This window comes from Pseudoalteromonas porphyrae (assembly GCF_001298125.1).
In the GTDB taxonomy this organism is placed as follows: Bacteria; Pseudomonadota; Gammaproteobacteria; order Enterobacterales; family Alteromonadaceae; genus Pseudoalteromonas; species Pseudoalteromonas neustonica.
The window spans coordinates 113626-129678 of record NZ_LHPH01000008.1 but is presented as its reverse complement, the minus strand read 5'-3'; the positions used below and the strand labels follow the sequence as shown (position 1 = coordinate 129678).

Below are 16053 nucleotides of genomic sequence, written 5' to 3'. Positions count from 1 at the left end.
ATGACCCCTTTAAAATTTATACTTTAAGCCAAGGGCTAAGCTATTGTCTGTTTGCTGCTGTAAATCCAGATCGGTATACAATAAATAAGCCGTGGTCTGTTTATCAAATAAATAGTCAACCCCAGCGGTCCACTGTGTGCCCTTTGTACTATGACGAATGGTTGAGTCATCACTGGCAAATTGCACTTTGGGTTGCCATTTATCTAATTTATAACTCGCACTTAAAACGTAACCATTGCCCGATTTAGTACCATCAACAGATTCACTTCGCTGATAAATAGCACCAAGTTGCAAATCGCTTTGTTGCCACGCAGCCACTAGCCGGCTCGCATTTATGTTATTTAATGAGTCAACATGACTGATTGCTACATAATAGTTTTTATTTTTTAAACCTCGATCACCGTAAATCAATGTCGCTGCAAAGCCAGCTTCGTTGTTTGAACTGTCATCTTGTGGTGCATAAGTCAGTGATAATTGCGCACCTGCAAATGATTTTGAGCTGTAAGTGATTGTATCGCCTAATCGATCTTGGCCTGGTAATAACTGTGCAATATCAGCTTGTGTTTCATTAAAGTTATCAACTTTACCTTCAGAGTACTTAAACCGAGTGTCATTACGTCCAATGACTATCTCACCAAAGTCCCCTGCAAGGCCTAAGTAAGTATTACGAGCTGTAAATGGATCACTTGTATCGTCATGCTCAAAACCTTTAACTTGTACTTCATACTTAAATATAACTTTAAGAGAATCTGTTAAGCCATGTTCACCTTTGACACCAATACGCGAAAACGGGGCATCAATATGTGTCCCTTCCTTTGCATAACGCATTGTACCTTTGTCTGTGTTAGCAATTTGCACTTCAGCTTTGCCATAAATAGAGTACTGCGCAGCATTTACAGATTGTCCACAGCAAGCTAAAACAAGCCCTGTGGCTGCAAATACAGGGATTGATTTTTTATCTATTATTATCATTATGTGCCCTTATTGTTAGGATCATTTGTTGTTCCTAACAATAAAGGCAAGTTTACTGCCAATCAGTCTAAATTTTAAATAAATAAACATAATCAAAAACTTAAAGTAAAAAGCGAATTTTAAAATCAATTATTAGTGTGGAAAACCGCACACTCCAAAAACATATTTGTCACTATTTCCACACATTAATCAGTAAACATATCTCGATTAAGTGCATATTTGTTCATTTTGTCGTATAAGGTTTTACGCGCAATTTGCAAAGTCTGCATGGTCTCTTTTATGCTTCCTTGATGACGTTCAAGGGCTTCTTCTATTAATGATTGCTCATAAAAACTGACTTTCTCAGCTAAACTCAAATCTTGAGATAATTGCTCTGGGTTATTATTATTTGTATTTGCAAAGGCAAGCTCTACCCCAAGTAGCACAGCACGTTCAGCTTGGTTTCTCAGCTCTCGTACATTTCCAGGCCATGGGTAATTCATTAGCTTTTGCTGCATATCGCTACTTAGCGGCGCAGGTGGCTTATGAAAGCGCGTAGCGGCAATAGAGCTAAAATGTTTAAATAACAAGGGAATATCGGCTTTTCTATCACGCAGCGCTGGGATGCTCACTTTTACTAAATTAAGGCGGTAGTATAAATCAGCGCGAAACTCCCCTTTATCTACCAGTGACAATAAATCAACCTTCGTCGCTGCCACAATACGTACATCTAAATCAATAGCGCTATTACTGCCAACAGGTGTTACTTTTCGCTCTTCGAGCACGCGTAGTAATTTTATTTGCAGTGACGTTGGCGTACTTTCAATTTCATCTAAAAAAACAGTACCACCTTGTGCAAACTCGAATTTTCCTTGGCGGCTTTGCGTTGCGCCAGTGTAAGCACCACTGGCCGCGCCAAATAATTCGCTTTCAATAAGTTGCTCTGGTACTGCACCGCAATTTATAGCAACAAAATTACAGCGAGAACGGTTGCTTTGATCGTGTAAATATCGCGCTACTAACTCTTTCCCCGTACCCGTTTCGCCTTCAATCATCACATCCGCTGGCGTATCAATAACGGTATTGAGTAAATGCATCATTTGCTGCATCTGCACGGTTTCACCCAAAATACGTACACCCGGAGCAGATGTTTTTTCTACTGCTAATTTTAATGCACGGTTTTCCATTACCAGCGCACGTTTATCACTTGCTCTTGCGATACAGTCTAACAATTGCTCTGTCAGTGGTTTTTCAAATAAATCGTAAGCCCCCAACTGCATTGCTTTAACAGCTACAGACACATCAGCAAATCCTGTTAGAAATATAACGGGCAGTTCGCTATCGAATGCCTTAACTTGCTCTAAAAAAGCCAAGCCATCCATTTTTGGCATATTAATATCACTGAGCACAATGCCATTAAAACGACGGCTTAATTTTGATAATGCACTCACAGGTTCACTAAAACATTGTACCTGATACCCTTCGAGTGTTAGCAGTTGATTTAATGAGTCACGGATCATCGCTTCATCATCTATTACAATGATTTGCTTGCAGTCAATAGCTAAAGTATTCATTGCTCTCCTTGGGTACTTGTTAATGTAATTATAAATTGGGCACCGCCGGTAGGACGATTGTGCGCACTTAAACAGCCATTAAATGAATTAATGATCTGCTTAGAAATAGATAAACCTAAACCCAAGCCGTTTGTCGATTTAGTGCTATAAAACGGTTCAAAAATAGTGCCTAACGCATGTAACTCTATGCCCGGACCCGTATCTAAAATTGATAACTTAACGCGATCGTCAAATTGTTCAACCTCAAAGCTTAACTCACGCTTTAGACTTTGTAGCATTGCTTGGCTTGCATTAGTGATAACATTAACTAATACTTGCTCAAATTTAATTTCATCAACCCATACTTTAATGTCATCAGTTATAACGATTTCTTGAACCGTTACATCATCGTGTTTTAACTGTGCGGAAGCAATAACCATCGCATTTCGGAGTAATTGATTTAAGCTTTGTGCTCGTAACTGGGTTTGGGCTGGCTTACTAAAATGCTTTAATTGGCCTACTATTTTATGCACGCGATCTATCAAAGATTGTACGATGACAATATTCTTTGCCGCTTGCTCTATATCCCCCTTGGCAATTAAACGTTTAGCACTAACAAGGTATGTGCTCATAGCACTCAATGGTTGATTAATTTCATGGTTAATACCCGCGCTAAGCTGGCCAATCGTGGCAAGCTTAGCCGCTTGCAGTAACGCTGTTTGAGCATTTTCTAAAGCATGTGTACGCTCTATCACTTCTTGCTCAAGACTGTGTCGCGAATAAAGTAACTTTTTATAACCGGCAAACCTCGCCATTAGACTATAAAAAATAAGCAAGGTACTGATGTAAATAACCGCCAGCCAAAATAACCGCGGGAGTTGATCAAGATTGACCGATGAAACATCCACTAACACCGTTATATCTGCTTTGATCCGATCGATTGAGGCACTTGCTGGTACAAACTGACGACGTGTTTGGCGCTGCCCAATAGACAATAATGTGATGCCTTGGCTTGTTGTTTGCGCTAAATCAATGACTGTGGGAGTGTGAGCCAAATAACGTCTACTTGTCTGTAACTGTTGCAGCTGTATATTAGATAAAGAATCAAAGGTATTAAGTCGCCATGATTGTTTATCCGACATAGCGATAATTTTATCATCCAGTGTTAAATAAAAATGACTCGCATGCGATGTATTGAGTAATTGACGATCAGTCTCAAATTTAGAGACGTTTACCTTAAGTGTTACAACACCAATAACTTGCTGATTAAGGTAAATAGGCTCTGAAAAATATATACCCCGCTCATTTGAACGTAAGCCCAAAGCAAAATAGGCAATTTTATCACCCGCTAACGCTCGATAAAAGTAAGGCCTGAACGCAAAATTATTACCTATATACGTGTAATCAAGTTGCCAATTACTTGATGCGATCACATCTCCTTCACGATTGAGTACATACACATCAGATGCGCCACTGGCTTGTTGTATATCTGCTAAATAGTTATTAACCTGTTGTGCGGATTGATTTTCATTACTAATAAACGTGGTTAATAATTGATTGTCTGTGGCTAGATAAGGAATTGTTGCAAACCGAGACAGCTCAGTATCAAGGTAGTGACTGAGTTGCCCAACTTGCACTTCGGCTTGGCGCTTCGCATTGCCTAAATCATATTGACGCCCAAATAAAAAACTTAGTAATAACACTATAATGAGCACAACAATAGCAAGCGTAATCTTTCTGGAAAAGTACAACATGAGCAACCATAATGCGCAGCTTAGCGCCTCAAAAACTTAAAATTTGACTTGATAGTGTAACGAGTATTCACTGCCGACACCAGCAACTGCACCATTACTCACTCGCGGATCATATACATAGTAGTGTTTATCTAAGAGATTATGCACTTTTAAGCTGATTTGAGTTTTTGCACTAAGCTGCCAACTTACAGCCCCACCAATGAGAAAATACGCTGATTGATCAAAGATATGATCTGTAGTGTGTGCCTGAACTTGGTCACGCCAAACACTATTTAAACTTAACATCCATTGATCATATTGGTAATTCGCAATCACACTTGCAAAGCGTTTAAATGTTGGTCTCATTGGTACATCAAAATAATGGGTATAAGTAGCTTCAACAGAAAAATCACTGTTTATCTGCACACGGCTATCAAGTTCTATGCCTCGGTTAATGTCATCTAATTGGTTTTCAAAAGTAAACATGTTGTCGTGAATTGTATGCGGCACTATATTAATAAAATCATGTAACTGGTTATAAAACAGTACTGAGTTTAAATGCCAATCCCGATGTTTATAACGCCATACTAACTCTGTCGTTTTAACATACTCAGACTGTAAGTTTGGATTACCCATAGTAACGTCATCATTCGAATATAGCTCATTAGTCACAGGAGTACGAAATGACTCGCCGTATTGCAACTTTAAAGTATGCGCTAATGCCGGTTGATAAATAACCGATATACGCGGTGATAATTTACTGTCTAAATCTTTAACATCATCATACCTAGTACCTACAAACAAGGTTAGTTGTTCTGAATAAGGAATTTTAAGCTGCCCATAAACGCTTTTTGTCTCAAAGCTGGATTTGAGATCAGTAAAAGGAGCAAAGTCATTGACTGTTATTATTCCACCTTGATAGAACGGATCTTCGACAATAATTTCACCACGGCTTGAATCAAAATAATTTGTACGCACATCAGCTTTAAGCTGCTCTGCATGGCTATATTCAACACCTGAATTCAATGACCAGCCGTTATAAAATGTATGGCTTGCGTCTATATTTATTTTCAAATCAGTTGTGTGCCAATCAGGGCCAATAAAAAAATCATGATTAGCATTAAGTAACGCGTTGGCTGATGCTATTAACCCTGCACTTTGAATTTCGTGATGAGTATACGACACCTTTGAAGATACAGAGCTCGAATCAGAATCTAGCCAATCATACCCTAAAGATAGAAAGTGATTTTCGCTACGGTGTTGATTATCGTTAGAATAGCCACCTAAATTAAGAAACTTATTTAATTCAGTAAAATTATAACGTCCACTTAGTGACAACTTATCGATGTTTATACCTACCTCAAGATAGGCAGACTCAAGAGGGTCTTTAACACCTTGCTCATAACGCTCGCCTTCTTTATGGTAGTAAGCCATATTTGCATAAACATGGGTATTGGCATTAAATTGATGATTAAGCGACGAAGTAGCACCTACTTGCCCCGCATTACCTATAGCGATAGACATTTCATTGTGATGCGTTTTAGTAACAATATTCATCACACCCAAAAATGCATTACTGCCATATAATGCAGATCCAGGTCCTCGGATAAATTCAACTTTATCAATGATTTCAACAGGAATATAGGGCATATAAACTGAAGCTTTACCAAACGATGACTCATTCAAGCGCTCGCCATTGATCATTACCAATATATTACCACTATCTAAATATACACCACGGGCATGATCTTTAGGCACAGCTCCAACCCAATCTCCACGAGTCGATTGCATACCCGGTACAAAATTCATCAGCTCAAAAGCATTATGTATGCCTAATAAAGCGATTTTTTGACGATTAAAAACGGTAATAGTTGATGGGGCTGAGGTAAGTGTTTCGGAAGTTTTTGAGGCAATATCGACTTGAACTTCAAGTAGATCTTCAAAGCTAAGTGCAAATAAATCGTCTGACTCAGTTGCTGATAATGGAATTGTGTAAATACACAAAAAAATACATGCTGATTGCTTTAAAGTCATTACGCCGCTTTACACCTATATTTCATAATAAATTAACTACACTGTAAAAATGTAGTATTTACAATATTAATACAAATGCGCGACGGCGCGATAATTATTTCTATAAATTTTCGTAGATTTAAGCTGTTGCAGTATTACGTTTCGCTTTTAAATATTTATATAAACCGATTAATGATGCTGCAATCCAAAATATTTCTATCACAAAACTTGCTAAATTAAAGTTATAACAAAGACTTATCAATAATAATATAGCCCCCGTTAAATTCATCATATTGTACAACAAGCCTGTTGGCACCGCTTTACCTAGTTGCAACATAAAAAATGCACCAACTACTAAAAAAGTCCCAGTCATACCTACAATATCAAATAAAAGTGCAATCACGTGCGTGTTCCCTTATCCATTCAAATTACCCACACTACTGGCCCAATCCATGGGGAGGGTTGTTTTCAATCATTGAAACAGCAAACCGAGTAAGTCTAGCAGGGTTAAAATATTGGCACAGGATAAATGTCCTGCTTTAGCCCATGCATAGATACAAAGACAAATCACAACATATGCCCAAAGCAATAATTAAAAAGTAAATAAGAAATTGCGACCTTGGTGGTCACCTGTTATCACATTATTTCGCCGAAAAAGTCATGAAAATCATAAGGCCGACACAATTAGGATTATTGATACCTTACCCTAAAATACACGCTACCTAAGAAATATAACGTATGAAGTCACAATTCTAATTCATCTATTAACAATTATTTTTTAACTTTCCTATAATTACACTTACTTTATGGTTTATGTGAGCATCCATGAAAAAGCAACAAACCTTAGAAATGGAACGTGTTGAGCAACACTTTATCCGTTATCTACCAGACATCTCATACTTATATCTCGATAAAAATGGCCGAGCTTATATAGGCATGGGTTTTCATATCAGCTCAAAATCTGACTATATTAGGCTTCCCCTTAAAGACAAACGCACTAAAAAAGCAGTAAGCAATATCGATAAGGCCACCGAGTTTGCACGTATAATTCGTTTACCAAAGGGCTATGCCGTGAATTTTTACGAGCCCTTCGGCGAATGTTATTTATCCCATAATGAATCAATCATCTTGTTAAAAAATAAAATCAAGCAACTTACCATTGAATTTAAAGAACAACATGCTGAATTAAATTTTGCACAACTGCCTGCAAAAGTGCAATTGGCAGTGCTCGATGTGGCGTACGATTTAACCGAACAACCAATAAAACACGCTTACCCTGATTTTTATCAAGCTATTTGCATTAAAAATTGGCCTGTTGCCGCACAAACGTGCACGCGTTCAGGAATCTGTAAAGTCCGTAATAATGCCGTACAGGCACTTTTTAAAAACCTAGAGACGCCAGATAAAAGCGTCTTTGAGACCTTTAAAAACTGGTTTTTATAAAGTGGATGGTTTTATATTCTCAATTGCAAATATTTATTATATAAAGGATTTCGATTAAAAACTATTTTCATAAAGCAAAGTATTAAGCATCAATAATACTTAATTAAACCGCCCAAATTAATATTATTTTTTTATTAAAGCCATGGAGTATATTCACACCAATCGACGTCATAACTAGATGCGAAGTCATATTTAAAGTGAGTTTAAAAATAACAACACTTTGTTTTTTAATAAAAAGATCAAGAAAAAACAGCTATCTGCTTAACCGGGAATTTATAATGGGTGACCCCTGTTATTTCTTAGGTGGTGGAATTGGAAATAAAGGCAGCTCACGCTGGTATTTATAATCTCCATTAGTTGAGGCCTTTAACTGGTCCACCTTATGAATACAACCTAAGTATTCAATCCTCCAACGAGTGTTTGGTGGTTTATCTTTTATGCAACCACTATCAAAGATGCCTTTAACTGTATAATATACTCCATCTATATCATTGAGTGTTATTTCTTTGGGTAAATTGAAGAGAAGAATAGTTTCTTCTGCTCGGCCTGAGCGAGCTGCATCTTCACCATACTTTAAAAAAACTGGATTTTCTCTATGACTACGTAAAAGTAAACCCGTTATTTTTATTTTTTTTTTGTCATACATTTCAGGGAAAACAACTAATTTCATAAAAGGCACATGCGGTACATCCTCTTGTATTTCCGATTCATTGACCAAACTGTTAGTTTCTCCTGGTTTGGAGAAAAGGAGTAACCCTATAAAGATCGTCAAATTTAGTTTATTCGTTACCAATTGCATGAACCACCTCCTTCAATTATTGTTATGTTGATGCATAAAGTACTTTGATTATGTTTTTCTGGGCTGTTAAATGCTCCCCCATTCATTTTCCATAATGTTCTTCCTTCACTATTAACTTAAAACTTAAGTTGACACCCATCTTAATTATTTATTGAAAAAAAACAACAAACACACCGCTTGACATCATTAGTAAGTAAACATTTTCGACATAATCACGATTTAAACACAGTTTCAAAACTTAAGTTCTGAATTTGGCTAAATTCAAAAGTTTAGGCTCCCACATTACAGGCACATACGCTTTTCTCTTGAAGAGCAATTTTAAGATTTAAAAGTGTGTGAACACAACGCTAGTAACTTTTCGCAATTGCTGATGTTCGTTCGCCGTTTTCTGTTTAAATTTTCGCAGTAACGTGTGTGCGATGACACTCTACCTACTGCGCCATGACATACGCGCGAAAATTGCGTGGTCAGTTTTAACCAGTTTTCTGGGGAGATATTTACTCTTTCTAGTAAAGGTAAAAAAATATCTTAAGATGACACCCATCCTAAAGTTTGATACTTGAATTCAAGAAGAGATAAGTTTTTAGCCCAAAAGAGTAAACTTAGTAGCGCAGTTTTATTTGCTCAATTAAAGTGGCTGTCTAGTTTATTCTGTATTATTCTGTATTGAATTAGAATATAAAACCTTTAAGAACATTGAATTTAATATCCTTATTAAAAATAAATCTCATCACCTAAAGACAAAAAAAGAGCTGACTCTATTTATTTCCAAAAAGAAAGAGCTGCTCCCATTTACTTTATTTCTTGATGTCTGAAGTCAATATTTGACCCCAGTTACTTAATGACGATTAAGATCTTGACGTTTTCACTCACCTTCCGCTCCTCCAAATACTCCATGGGTGACATATGAACAAGTAAAGAAGCAACCTCGAACATCTATGAGAGTGGTACCCGCGGGTGTCCCTTGAAACCTCCATAAAAAGGCAAGATGAAAGACCGGACCCAATTCACTTAGTTCATTGCCCACTGTCGCCAATTTTCGGGAATTTTTGATTCTGCGAAATACTGTTCCAGCTCTTCATTTGATAAAGATTTAACATATTTGTACCAATTAACAGCGACATCCTCGGCTTCTCCTTGAGACCAAAAAAAGTCATATGGTTCAGCGTCTGAATTAAAGGTCCAAGGGGCAATCACATCAACACATGAAGTTTTTCGAATATCCTCCCTAGCCTCCATCAGTATCCTACCTAGGTAATTCTTACCACTTCCATCAGCTCCTTCCCCCCAAAAATAATCATATGGTGAAGCTTCTACAATTTTTTCACTGCCTGTTGAAAGAAGGAGTTCTTTCAAATTCTCATTTTGAGTAAATTTTGCAAGAATCACTTCTTTCATCACTTCCAGCTTAATTGTATCCCAATCTTCTCTGATTGGATAACTCCTGTCTCTACCAATATTTGCAGCTTCCATTGGAGTTGGAGCATCCATAACTTTGATTACGAGGCTTGAATCTTGAAACTTTCGAGCCTGAAAGTAATGTTCTGATGTTTTCCAGACCATTCCTAAAACAACAACCTCGTACGGTGAAAAGTTTGAAAATTCACCGTATTTCTCACTAACTTTATAAAATCGAATCATTATTATTTACCATCATGTATTAGCGTCATAGCTTCTTGAGGAATATGACCTTTAATCAAAACCTCCCGCGCCCAGACAGATCTATGGTACGCAAGCTTTTCATAAAAACTCAAGTCACTAGCCCAAACTTTTCCGATTGTATGGTATGAAACTATTTCATTAGGAACTTTTGAAAGATCAATCCAAACAATACCTGGTGAAGTCTTATAACCATCAACAACCATTTCTTGGGTAGTAGTACTTATCCACGGGCTACCAGATGCCACTTTTGAGCCTTTCCCTACGTGCTCTTCAGCCGTAACTGTATCTTAAGATGACACCCATCCTAAAGTTTGATACTTGAATTCAAGAAGAGATAAGTTTTTAGCCCAAAAGAGTAAACTTAGTAGCGCAGTTTTATTTGCTCAATTAAAGTGGCTGTCTAGTTTATTCAATATTAAGAACTAAGGTATGTTTGATCATTAACAGAGTTCAACTTCAAGTTTCTTAAGATCCAACCTATGAGTAACTTTTCGCAGTTGCTGATGTTCGCTCGCCGTTTCCTGTTTAAATTTTCGCAGTAACGTGTGTGTGATGACACTCTACCTACTGCGCCATGAAATACGCGGTAAAGTGTGGTGAGTTTTAACCAATTTTCAGGGAAGGTATTGATGTGCATCAGGCCATCCATACTCGGCCGCTAGTGCAATGCTCAGGCACTTCGTTAGCATTAATACGCACAAGTAACCCTGCGCTAATACTAGTAATATTCGTGATTTTTCCACTAACATGGTCTTTGCCAATAGCTGCAATTGCATTAGCAGAAAATAAAAAAATAAGTATAAAAACTCTTAATAACATTTTATTTAATATCCTTATTAAAAATAAGCCTCATAACCAAAAAGCAAAAAGAAAGACCCTATTTACTTTCTACTTTCTGCTGCATATAAATATGAAGAAAACAAAGTTGTAAAAAAAAGCAACGATTTAAAAATAATACTAGTTTGTTTCAACATCATTAATACTCTCAATAAAATAAATACCAAATTTAAAAATCATTTAAGAAAGATTAAAATAATAAAAATGAAAAAGAAAAACCTGACCCCAGTCACTCATTTCACTGAATTATCTCCAATAACTTATCCTCACATTCGTTATATGACGCTTGAAATAAGCTGATTTGAGCTAGAATATTTAATTCATATTCTTCAATTGACGAAAAAGTAGAATAAGAAGGAAGGAAATAGGGAATTATAGCACCAGTTCGAATAACCAAAAATTTACTAGCCCCCCTCAATTCAACATGAGGACTTAATTCAATCTTAGAGCTTTTGTAATCTTTAGTTCTTAGGTGAAATATTAGCTCTACAGCTCCAGATTCGGGCTGAATCAACAAGTCATCATAATTCTTGATTCCACAGCATAAGTAAATATCTTCATTAATCCTTTTACTGTAAATCGGATATTTCTTTGATGAAAACTTCTTTTCGTAAGACATTCCCAATGAAGCAAGGCAATCTGCCAACACATTAACTAAGGTTTCAAACTTTTCTCCATAAGAAAAATGAATATAGGAGCTATAGTCTTTTTTCACTACATTGCTCAACTCCTTTTTCTTCTCCGCAGTAAATTTTTCATCGAATTCACCTTTAGACCGGTAAAACCTAGTTGGATTAGTTAGTTGATTTCTCAACCTTTCACTGCGGGATTTGTCCAACTCCAATAACCAAGGAGAAGGGTTTGTTTTTCGAAAGTCATTTGCATCCATACCATTTCGTTCATTCCGCTCTATTGCCAACTTGCGTAAGTACGGCGACTGATAACCTGTACTACTTTCGCCTACGAAAGAAGCGATTCCCCCATCATAGGATCCTACGGTTTCCTTACCTAATTCCTGCATAAATTTATAGTGTGAATCCACATCAGCGAAAGCTCCTTCATACTCCTGAAGCAGCCCAAATACGAAAAACCCCTTATTATTCAATAACTTTTCGAAACTCTCGCTTCGCCCACATAGCTCAACAAATTGCTCAAGCACTTTGAGTTTTATACTGTTTGAAAATTCTTTTGTCATAAATAAACCAATTTTAATAAGATGGACTTAAAGTCGGAGAGTTACTTGGTTGTGGCCGCCTAATCTTAAAGAGTCTGGTAGCAGGTAAAAAGTCAAGAACCCAATTCCGATGAAAAGAGTGGTCATATACAATGAGACCAGGCTGATAACCAGCATCATAGTACGTGAACTTATACTGATTCAACCCAGATGTCCCAAATAGAGTTATATGTGTAATACCACCCATTACTAGTTCATTAATACCTGGTGTTAATCCAGAGTTTGAAGACAAATAATCCTCTAACTGAGCAATACCTGAGCTAACGCCCGCTAGGTTGTTAGGTTTTAGTTCGAAAGCACCATTTGTACTTAAGTGTTTAAAGTCCAATCGTCCTTTGCCACTTGGATTTAACTTGCTATTCACTAGTACCTCGTCATCCCATTGTCCTGGCTCTCGCCTTTTTAAGTGTTCTTGAAGGAGTTTGTGCGCAAGCTTTCCTCGTCTAAAATGCTCTGCTTCAGCATTTAACAATTGGGCCATTGCAGCTGTAGTAGCGCCATTTGCAAACTTACCGCCGGAAATAACAGAAGATGTCCCTCCTATAACAGCAGCGATTGTAACTCTCCCTGCTACTGCTTCTGCTGACTGATTTCTATAATCAAATCCAGCATTTCCCATTGCGAACTTAGTAAAACCAGCAGAAAAAAAGCCATGTTGTGATTCAATGAAACCGGACACAAATTTAGGTGGTATTATTACCACTCAAACAGAGGTGTTCTATGACAAAACAACGTCGCTCTTTTTCTCAAGAGTTTAAACTTGATTCAGCAAAATTAGTCCTTGATGAAGGATACTCACTCCCAGAAGCTGCTCACTCACTAGAAGTCGGTGAAACAGCTCTTCGTCGTTGGGTTAAGCAATGGAACTAAGATGACACCCATCCTAATTATTTATTGGCAGCAAAACAACAAATGTATCGCATGAAATCAGCTGGGAATAAATATTTTTAGGGAGGGCACCATTGAGCCAACACTTGTGAGTGTGCTTCGTGATACGCAGCATCAACCCAAGTCACCGTGTTTATTTGCCCAAATTAATGTGTAATCACTTATTTGGCTAAATGTGATTATTGGCACTGAATATCTGTTGGAGTTAGGTGCTTATTAACGGCTATTGAATGCGGAAAGCTTAGTGAATAATGGCTAGAGTTCACTATGAAAATCAATTAGTACTCTCCCATTAACTGAAACAGACAAGCAAGTACTTACTGTTATTTAAATGTGACTTTGCCACCAATCATTTTATACGCGGGCGCGCCGCGGACCATGGTTTCTCTTGCGAAGGATTTGTCACACTGGGGGCACACACAGGGTTTGGTGGTGTGATCTTGGATTATACGTTCAATAAAGCATTTAATTAATGCTCCCTTCCCTCCTTTGCGATATTTAAAGAGGGGTGTTTTGCAATTAGCACAATAAATATCGACTGTTTTTGTTGGGCCTTTTTTATTCGGTTTAGCCATTTAGGAATTACTTTACATAAAATAGTGCGTGTACTTTAACAGTTTAAGGCCACATCCCCAACACTAAGCCCATTAAAGTAAATTGCAAAACATGATAGCCGCTGTTTACTAAAAATAACTTAAGTGGTCGCTGTTCGAAAATATAGCTCATCCCGAACGAACTACTCACCCAACAAATGCCTATTGCAAAACCAGCGCCAACGGCCACTCCAAGTGTGGGGTGCGGTCCAATAAATAACGATAAACTAAACGCCATAAATAAAGATAAAACAAAACTGCCGCCAAAAATCCATTTTGGATCAGAGTCTTTCAAATCTAACTCTGTTAACCCGCAACCTTCCATCCAAGTTCGTTGAAAGAGTAAAGGTGAATACCAAATGCCACCAAGCATAAAGGCTGATAATGCCGCTAGTAGGATTGCTAAAATATTTAATTGAGAAAAATCCATAAATACAACTCATGTTAACTGCACAAAAAGTGATTATTATTTCACTGTAGTTAATAATAGCCGAAGCAGCAACCAGTAGCGGCGCTTATAAAGAAGAAATATTCAGGGTTTTCTCATTTGACAGCACTTTTATTTTTGAACGGGCTTTTTTTGTAACTTACGTTGTAGTGTACGCCTATGCATATTAAGTTGGCGCGCAGTGGCTGATACATTCCCCTGATTACTGTGTAAAACTTGCTGAATATGCTCCCATTGTAAGCGTTCTGTAGACATAACCGTCGTTGCAGGATCCACTGGTAGGTCAGAAATAGCATCGCTTACACCTTTTAGCGCTTTAACTAAAGTCAGCATATCGACCGGCTTAGTTAGGTAGTCGTTAGCCCCTAAACGCATTGCTTCAACGGCGGTTGCTATACTTGCAAACCCTGTCAGTAACACCAAGTGAGAATTCGGTAATATATTACGCAACGGTGAAATCAACGTTAAACCATTGTCGTCTGCTAATTTCATATCTAATAATATATGAGTGGGTAAAAACGTTTTTGCAACGAGTAACGCATTGTGACTATCGTGCGCTTTTTCGCAATTAAATCCTTGTTTGGTGAGGCCGCGCGCGAGCGTATTTGCTAAATTAATATCATCTTCTATGATAAGTAACTTCATAAAACGGCCTCTTGTTTTGCCGTTATTGCTAATTGAACTTTCGCTACACCGCCGCCTTGAGGGTGGTTAAATAACGTTAATGATCCTTGCAGGCGTTCAAGCGTCACATTTGACAGTAGCACTGCCATTCCCATACCTGTTTCGCTGGGCATAAGTTGGCCTCCTAGCTCGCTTAATTGATCTGCTGTAAAGCCCTTACCAAAATCTCGAATTGATAAATTAATCGCAACAGGTTGTTTTTGCGGAAATAGCTGCCAACTTAATGTGATTGTTTGTTTTGCTGTTTGCTGATTTGCTGTTACCGCATTTTGAAGCAGATTTAAAATGGCAGGTAACAACATTGCATCGCTGATAACCGTGTATTGTGGTGTTTCATTTTCCCATATTAGTTGTTGACTAGGGTATTGTAACAACATCGTATCTTGTATTTGCTCAGCTAAGCTAGATAAGGGCATTGAAACTGTTTTGCCTTGAGATCTTAGCTGCTCTGATAGCCGTCTAAAATTGCTCAACTGATTAGTGCATTGCTGTAAGGGTTGCTGCATATCGGCAACAATTGGGTTATCGGGTTGCTCATCAATTAATTCTTCAAACAGTAATTGTAAGTTTGTTATTGGACTTGCTAATTGATGAGTTATTTGCGCAGCTGCGCCATCGAGAGTTACAAGCTGCTCTGCTCTTAATTGTTTTTCGCGGGTGCTGGCAATAATGCGTTCTCTTGAATGTAGTGCACGGTTCATTGCCCCGACTACCAGTGCTATAACACTGGCGCTTATGACAAAGTTAACCCACATCCCGATAAAGTGACTGGTCATATCCATATGATGCATAGTGTGTTGTGGCATTTTAAATAATAAAATACTGTATGCGGCAATTGCTAGCATGGCTATATATGCAAGTCCTTTAGCGCTTACGCTCACTGCTGCAATCATAATAGGTAATAATAATAACGATACAAACGCATTTGTTGCCCCGCCACTAAAGGAGAGTAAGACAGCTAAAAAAAGTACATCAGCCGTAAGCTGCATCAACATCCCAAGCTCTTTAGCTTTACCAACATTACGATAAGCAATAACACTTAAAATCTGAAATACGGCTTCTAGCGAAATAACCACCAGCAAAGGCAGTAATGCTATTTGATGACCTAATAAAAAGTATACGGCAATAACCGCGATGAGCTGAATTACAATTGCGCCACTGCGTAACATCAGCAAACGACTAATAGCAGGATCTGTGCGCATTAAAAATGCCATA

The 16053-nt window shown here is 37.8% G+C and carries 16 protein-coding genes and 2 pseudogenes; 2 read left to right on the top strand and 16 right to left on the bottom strand.

Going from position 1 to position 16053, the window contains the following annotated elements; genetic code table 11:
- Positions 1-9 precede the first annotated feature (9 nt).
- From ADS77_RS09325 to ADS77_RS09305, 5 genes are all read right to left on the bottom strand, one after another.
- The gene (locus tag ADS77_RS09325; RefSeq protein WP_082355648.1) at positions 10-972 is read right to left on the bottom strand and encodes a porin; all 963 of its coding nucleotides are present in this window, start codon (positions 970-972) and stop codon (positions 10-12) included.
- Positions 973-1157: 185 nt separating this feature from the next.
- Positions 1158-2525, bottom strand: a complete 1368-nt coding sequence (locus ADS77_RS09320; RefSeq protein WP_054204972.1) for a sigma-54-dependent transcriptional regulator — start codon at positions 2523-2525, stop codon at positions 1158-1160.
- On the bottom strand, positions 2522-4258 hold the full coding sequence (locus tag ADS77_RS09315) for an ATP-binding protein (protein ID WP_054454047.1): 1737 nt from the start codon (positions 4256-4258) through the stop codon (positions 2522-2524). The genes ADS77_RS09320 and ADS77_RS09315 overlap by 4 nt, the downstream gene beginning before the upstream one ends.
- A 36-nt stretch (positions 4259-4294) precedes the next feature.
- Positions 4295-6271: a TonB-dependent receptor gene (locus ADS77_RS09310; protein WP_054454045.1), complete on the bottom strand. Its 1977-nt coding sequence runs from the start codon at positions 6269-6271 to the stop codon at positions 4295-4297.
- 118 nt (positions 6272-6389) lie between these two features.
- The gene (locus ADS77_RS09305; protein WP_054204975.1) at positions 6390-6653 is read right to left on the bottom strand and encodes a CBU_0592 family membrane protein; all 264 of its coding nucleotides are present in this window, start codon (positions 6651-6653) and stop codon (positions 6390-6392) included.
- A 422-nt stretch (positions 6654-7075) separates the two neighbouring features.
- Between ADS77_RS09305 and ADS77_RS09300 the strand changes: the two genes are divergently transcribed.
- Complete coding sequence (locus tag ADS77_RS09300) at positions 7076-7693, top strand: hypothetical protein (protein ID WP_054454043.1); 618 nt, start codon at positions 7076-7078, stop codon at positions 7691-7693.
- A 292-nt stretch (positions 7694-7985) separates the two neighbouring features.
- On the opposite strand, the gene ADS77_RS09295 is transcribed toward ADS77_RS09300, so the two are convergent.
- From ADS77_RS09295 to ADS77_RS09270, 7 genes and pseudogenes are all read right to left on the bottom strand, one after another.
- Entirely contained in the window at positions 7986-8492 is a 507-nt protein-coding gene (locus ADS77_RS09295; RefSeq protein ID WP_054454042.1) for a hypothetical protein, read from the bottom strand.
- A gap of 318 nt (positions 8493-8810) precedes the next feature.
- Positions 8811-9011: pseudogene (locus ADS77_RS22705) on the bottom strand (hypothetical protein); the annotation flags it as partial.
- 492 nt (positions 9012-9503) lie between these two features.
- A complete protein-coding gene (locus ADS77_RS09290) occupies positions 9504-10133 on the bottom strand; it encodes an NADAR family protein (RefSeq protein WP_082355647.1) in 630 nt (209 codons plus the stop codon).
- A 2-nt stretch (positions 10134-10135) separates the two neighbouring features.
- Positions 10136-10399 (bottom strand): hypothetical protein, encoded by a 264-nt coding sequence (locus ADS77_RS09285; protein WP_054204979.1) that lies wholly within the window; start codon positions 10397-10399, stop codon positions 10136-10138.
- Between the two features lie 391 nt (positions 10400-10790).
- Positions 10791-10973, bottom strand: a complete 183-nt coding sequence (locus ADS77_RS09280) for a hypothetical protein (protein WP_054454040.1) — start codon at positions 10971-10973, stop codon at positions 10791-10793.
- 256 nt (positions 10974-11229) lie between these two features.
- A complete protein-coding gene (locus ADS77_RS09275; protein WP_054454038.1) occupies positions 11230-12186 on the bottom strand; it encodes a hypothetical protein in 957 nt (318 codons plus the stop codon).
- A 13-nt stretch (positions 12187-12199) separates the two neighbouring features.
- On the bottom strand, positions 12200-12844 hold the full coding sequence (locus ADS77_RS09270; protein WP_152960602.1) for a hypothetical protein: 645 nt from the start codon (positions 12842-12844) through the stop codon (positions 12200-12202).
- A 101-nt stretch (positions 12845-12945) separates the two neighbouring features.
- On the opposite strand from ADS77_RS09270, the pseudogene ADS77_RS09265 reads away from it, so the two are divergent.
- A pseudogene (locus ADS77_RS09265) lies at positions 12946-13086 on the top strand (transposase); the annotation flags it as partial.
- Positions 13087-13436: 350 nt separating this feature from the next.
- On the opposite strand, the gene ADS77_RS22700 reads toward ADS77_RS09265, so the two are convergent.
- The 4 genes from ADS77_RS22700 to ADS77_RS09245 form a co-directional block, all read right to left on the bottom strand.
- Positions 13437-13688 carry a hypothetical protein gene (locus ADS77_RS22700; protein ID WP_054454035.1) on the bottom strand — a complete coding sequence of 84 codons (252 nt, stop codon included), beginning with the start codon at positions 13686-13688 and terminating at the stop codon, positions 13437-13439.
- A gap of 43 nt (positions 13689-13731) precedes the next feature.
- Positions 13732-14136, bottom strand: a complete 405-nt coding sequence (locus ADS77_RS09255; RefSeq protein ID WP_054454033.1) for a DUF1761 domain-containing protein — start codon at positions 14134-14136, stop codon at positions 13732-13734.
- A gap of 129 nt (positions 14137-14265) precedes the next feature.
- Positions 14266-14799 carry a response regulator transcription factor gene (locus ADS77_RS09250; protein WP_054454031.1) on the bottom strand — a complete coding sequence of 178 codons (534 nt, stop codon included), beginning with the start codon at positions 14797-14799 and terminating at the stop codon, positions 14266-14268.
- Positions 14796-16040: a sensor histidine kinase gene (locus tag ADS77_RS09245; protein WP_054205067.1), complete on the bottom strand. Its 1245-nt coding sequence runs from the start codon at positions 16038-16040 to the stop codon at positions 14796-14798. The genes ADS77_RS09250 and ADS77_RS09245 overlap by 4 nt, the downstream gene beginning before the upstream one ends.
- Positions 16041-16053 lie beyond the last annotated feature (13 nt).

Coding starts and splice junctions, on each gene's coding strand:
- ADS77_RS09275 (WP_054454038.1), bottom strand. CDS start 12,186: ATGACAAAAGAATTTTCAAACAGTATAAAACTCAAAGTGCTTGAGCAA.
- ADS77_RS09320 (WP_054204972.1), bottom strand. CDS start 2,525: ATGAATACTTTAGCTATTGACTGCAAGCAAATCATTGTAATAGATGAT.
- ADS77_RS09280 (WP_054454040.1), bottom strand. CDS start 10,973: ATGTTATTAAGAGTTTTTATACTTATTTTTTTATTTTCTGCTAATGCA.
- ADS77_RS09295 (WP_054454042.1), bottom strand. CDS start 8,492: ATGCAATTGGTAACGAATAAACTAAATTTGACGATCTTTATAGGGTTA.
- ADS77_RS09300 (WP_054454043.1), top strand. CDS start 7,076: ATGAAAAAGCAACAAACCTTAGAAATGGAACGTGTTGAGCAACACTTT.
- ADS77_RS09290 (WP_082355647.1), bottom strand. CDS start 10,133: ATGATTCGATTTTATAAAGTTAGTGAGAAATACGGTGAATTTTCAAAC.
- ADS77_RS09310 (WP_054454045.1), bottom strand. CDS start 6,271: ATGACTTTAAAGCAATCAGCATGTATTTTTTTGTGTATTTACACAATT.
- ADS77_RS09250 (WP_054454031.1), bottom strand. CDS start 14,799: ATGAAGTTACTTATCATAGAAGATGATATTAATTTAGCAAATACGCTC.
- ADS77_RS09270 (WP_152960602.1), bottom strand. CDS start 12,844: ATGGGAAATGCTGGATTTGATTATAGAAATCAGTCAGCAGAAGCAGTA.
- ADS77_RS09315 (WP_054454047.1), bottom strand. CDS start 4,258: ATGTTGTACTTTTCCAGAAAGATTACGCTTGCTATTGTTGTGCTCATT.
- ADS77_RS22700 (WP_054454035.1), bottom strand. CDS start 13,688: ATGGCTAAACCGAATAAAAAAGGCCCAACAAAAACAGTCGATATTTAT.
- ADS77_RS09325 (WP_082355648.1), bottom strand. CDS start 972: ATGATAATAATAGATAAAAAATCAATCCCTGTATTTGCAGCCACAGGG.
- ADS77_RS09245 (WP_054205067.1), bottom strand. CDS start 16,040: ATGCGCACAGATCCTGCTATTAGTCGTTTGCTGATGTTACGCAGTGGC.
- ADS77_RS09255 (WP_054454033.1), bottom strand. CDS start 14,136: ATGGATTTTTCTCAATTAAATATTTTAGCAATCCTACTAGCGGCATTA.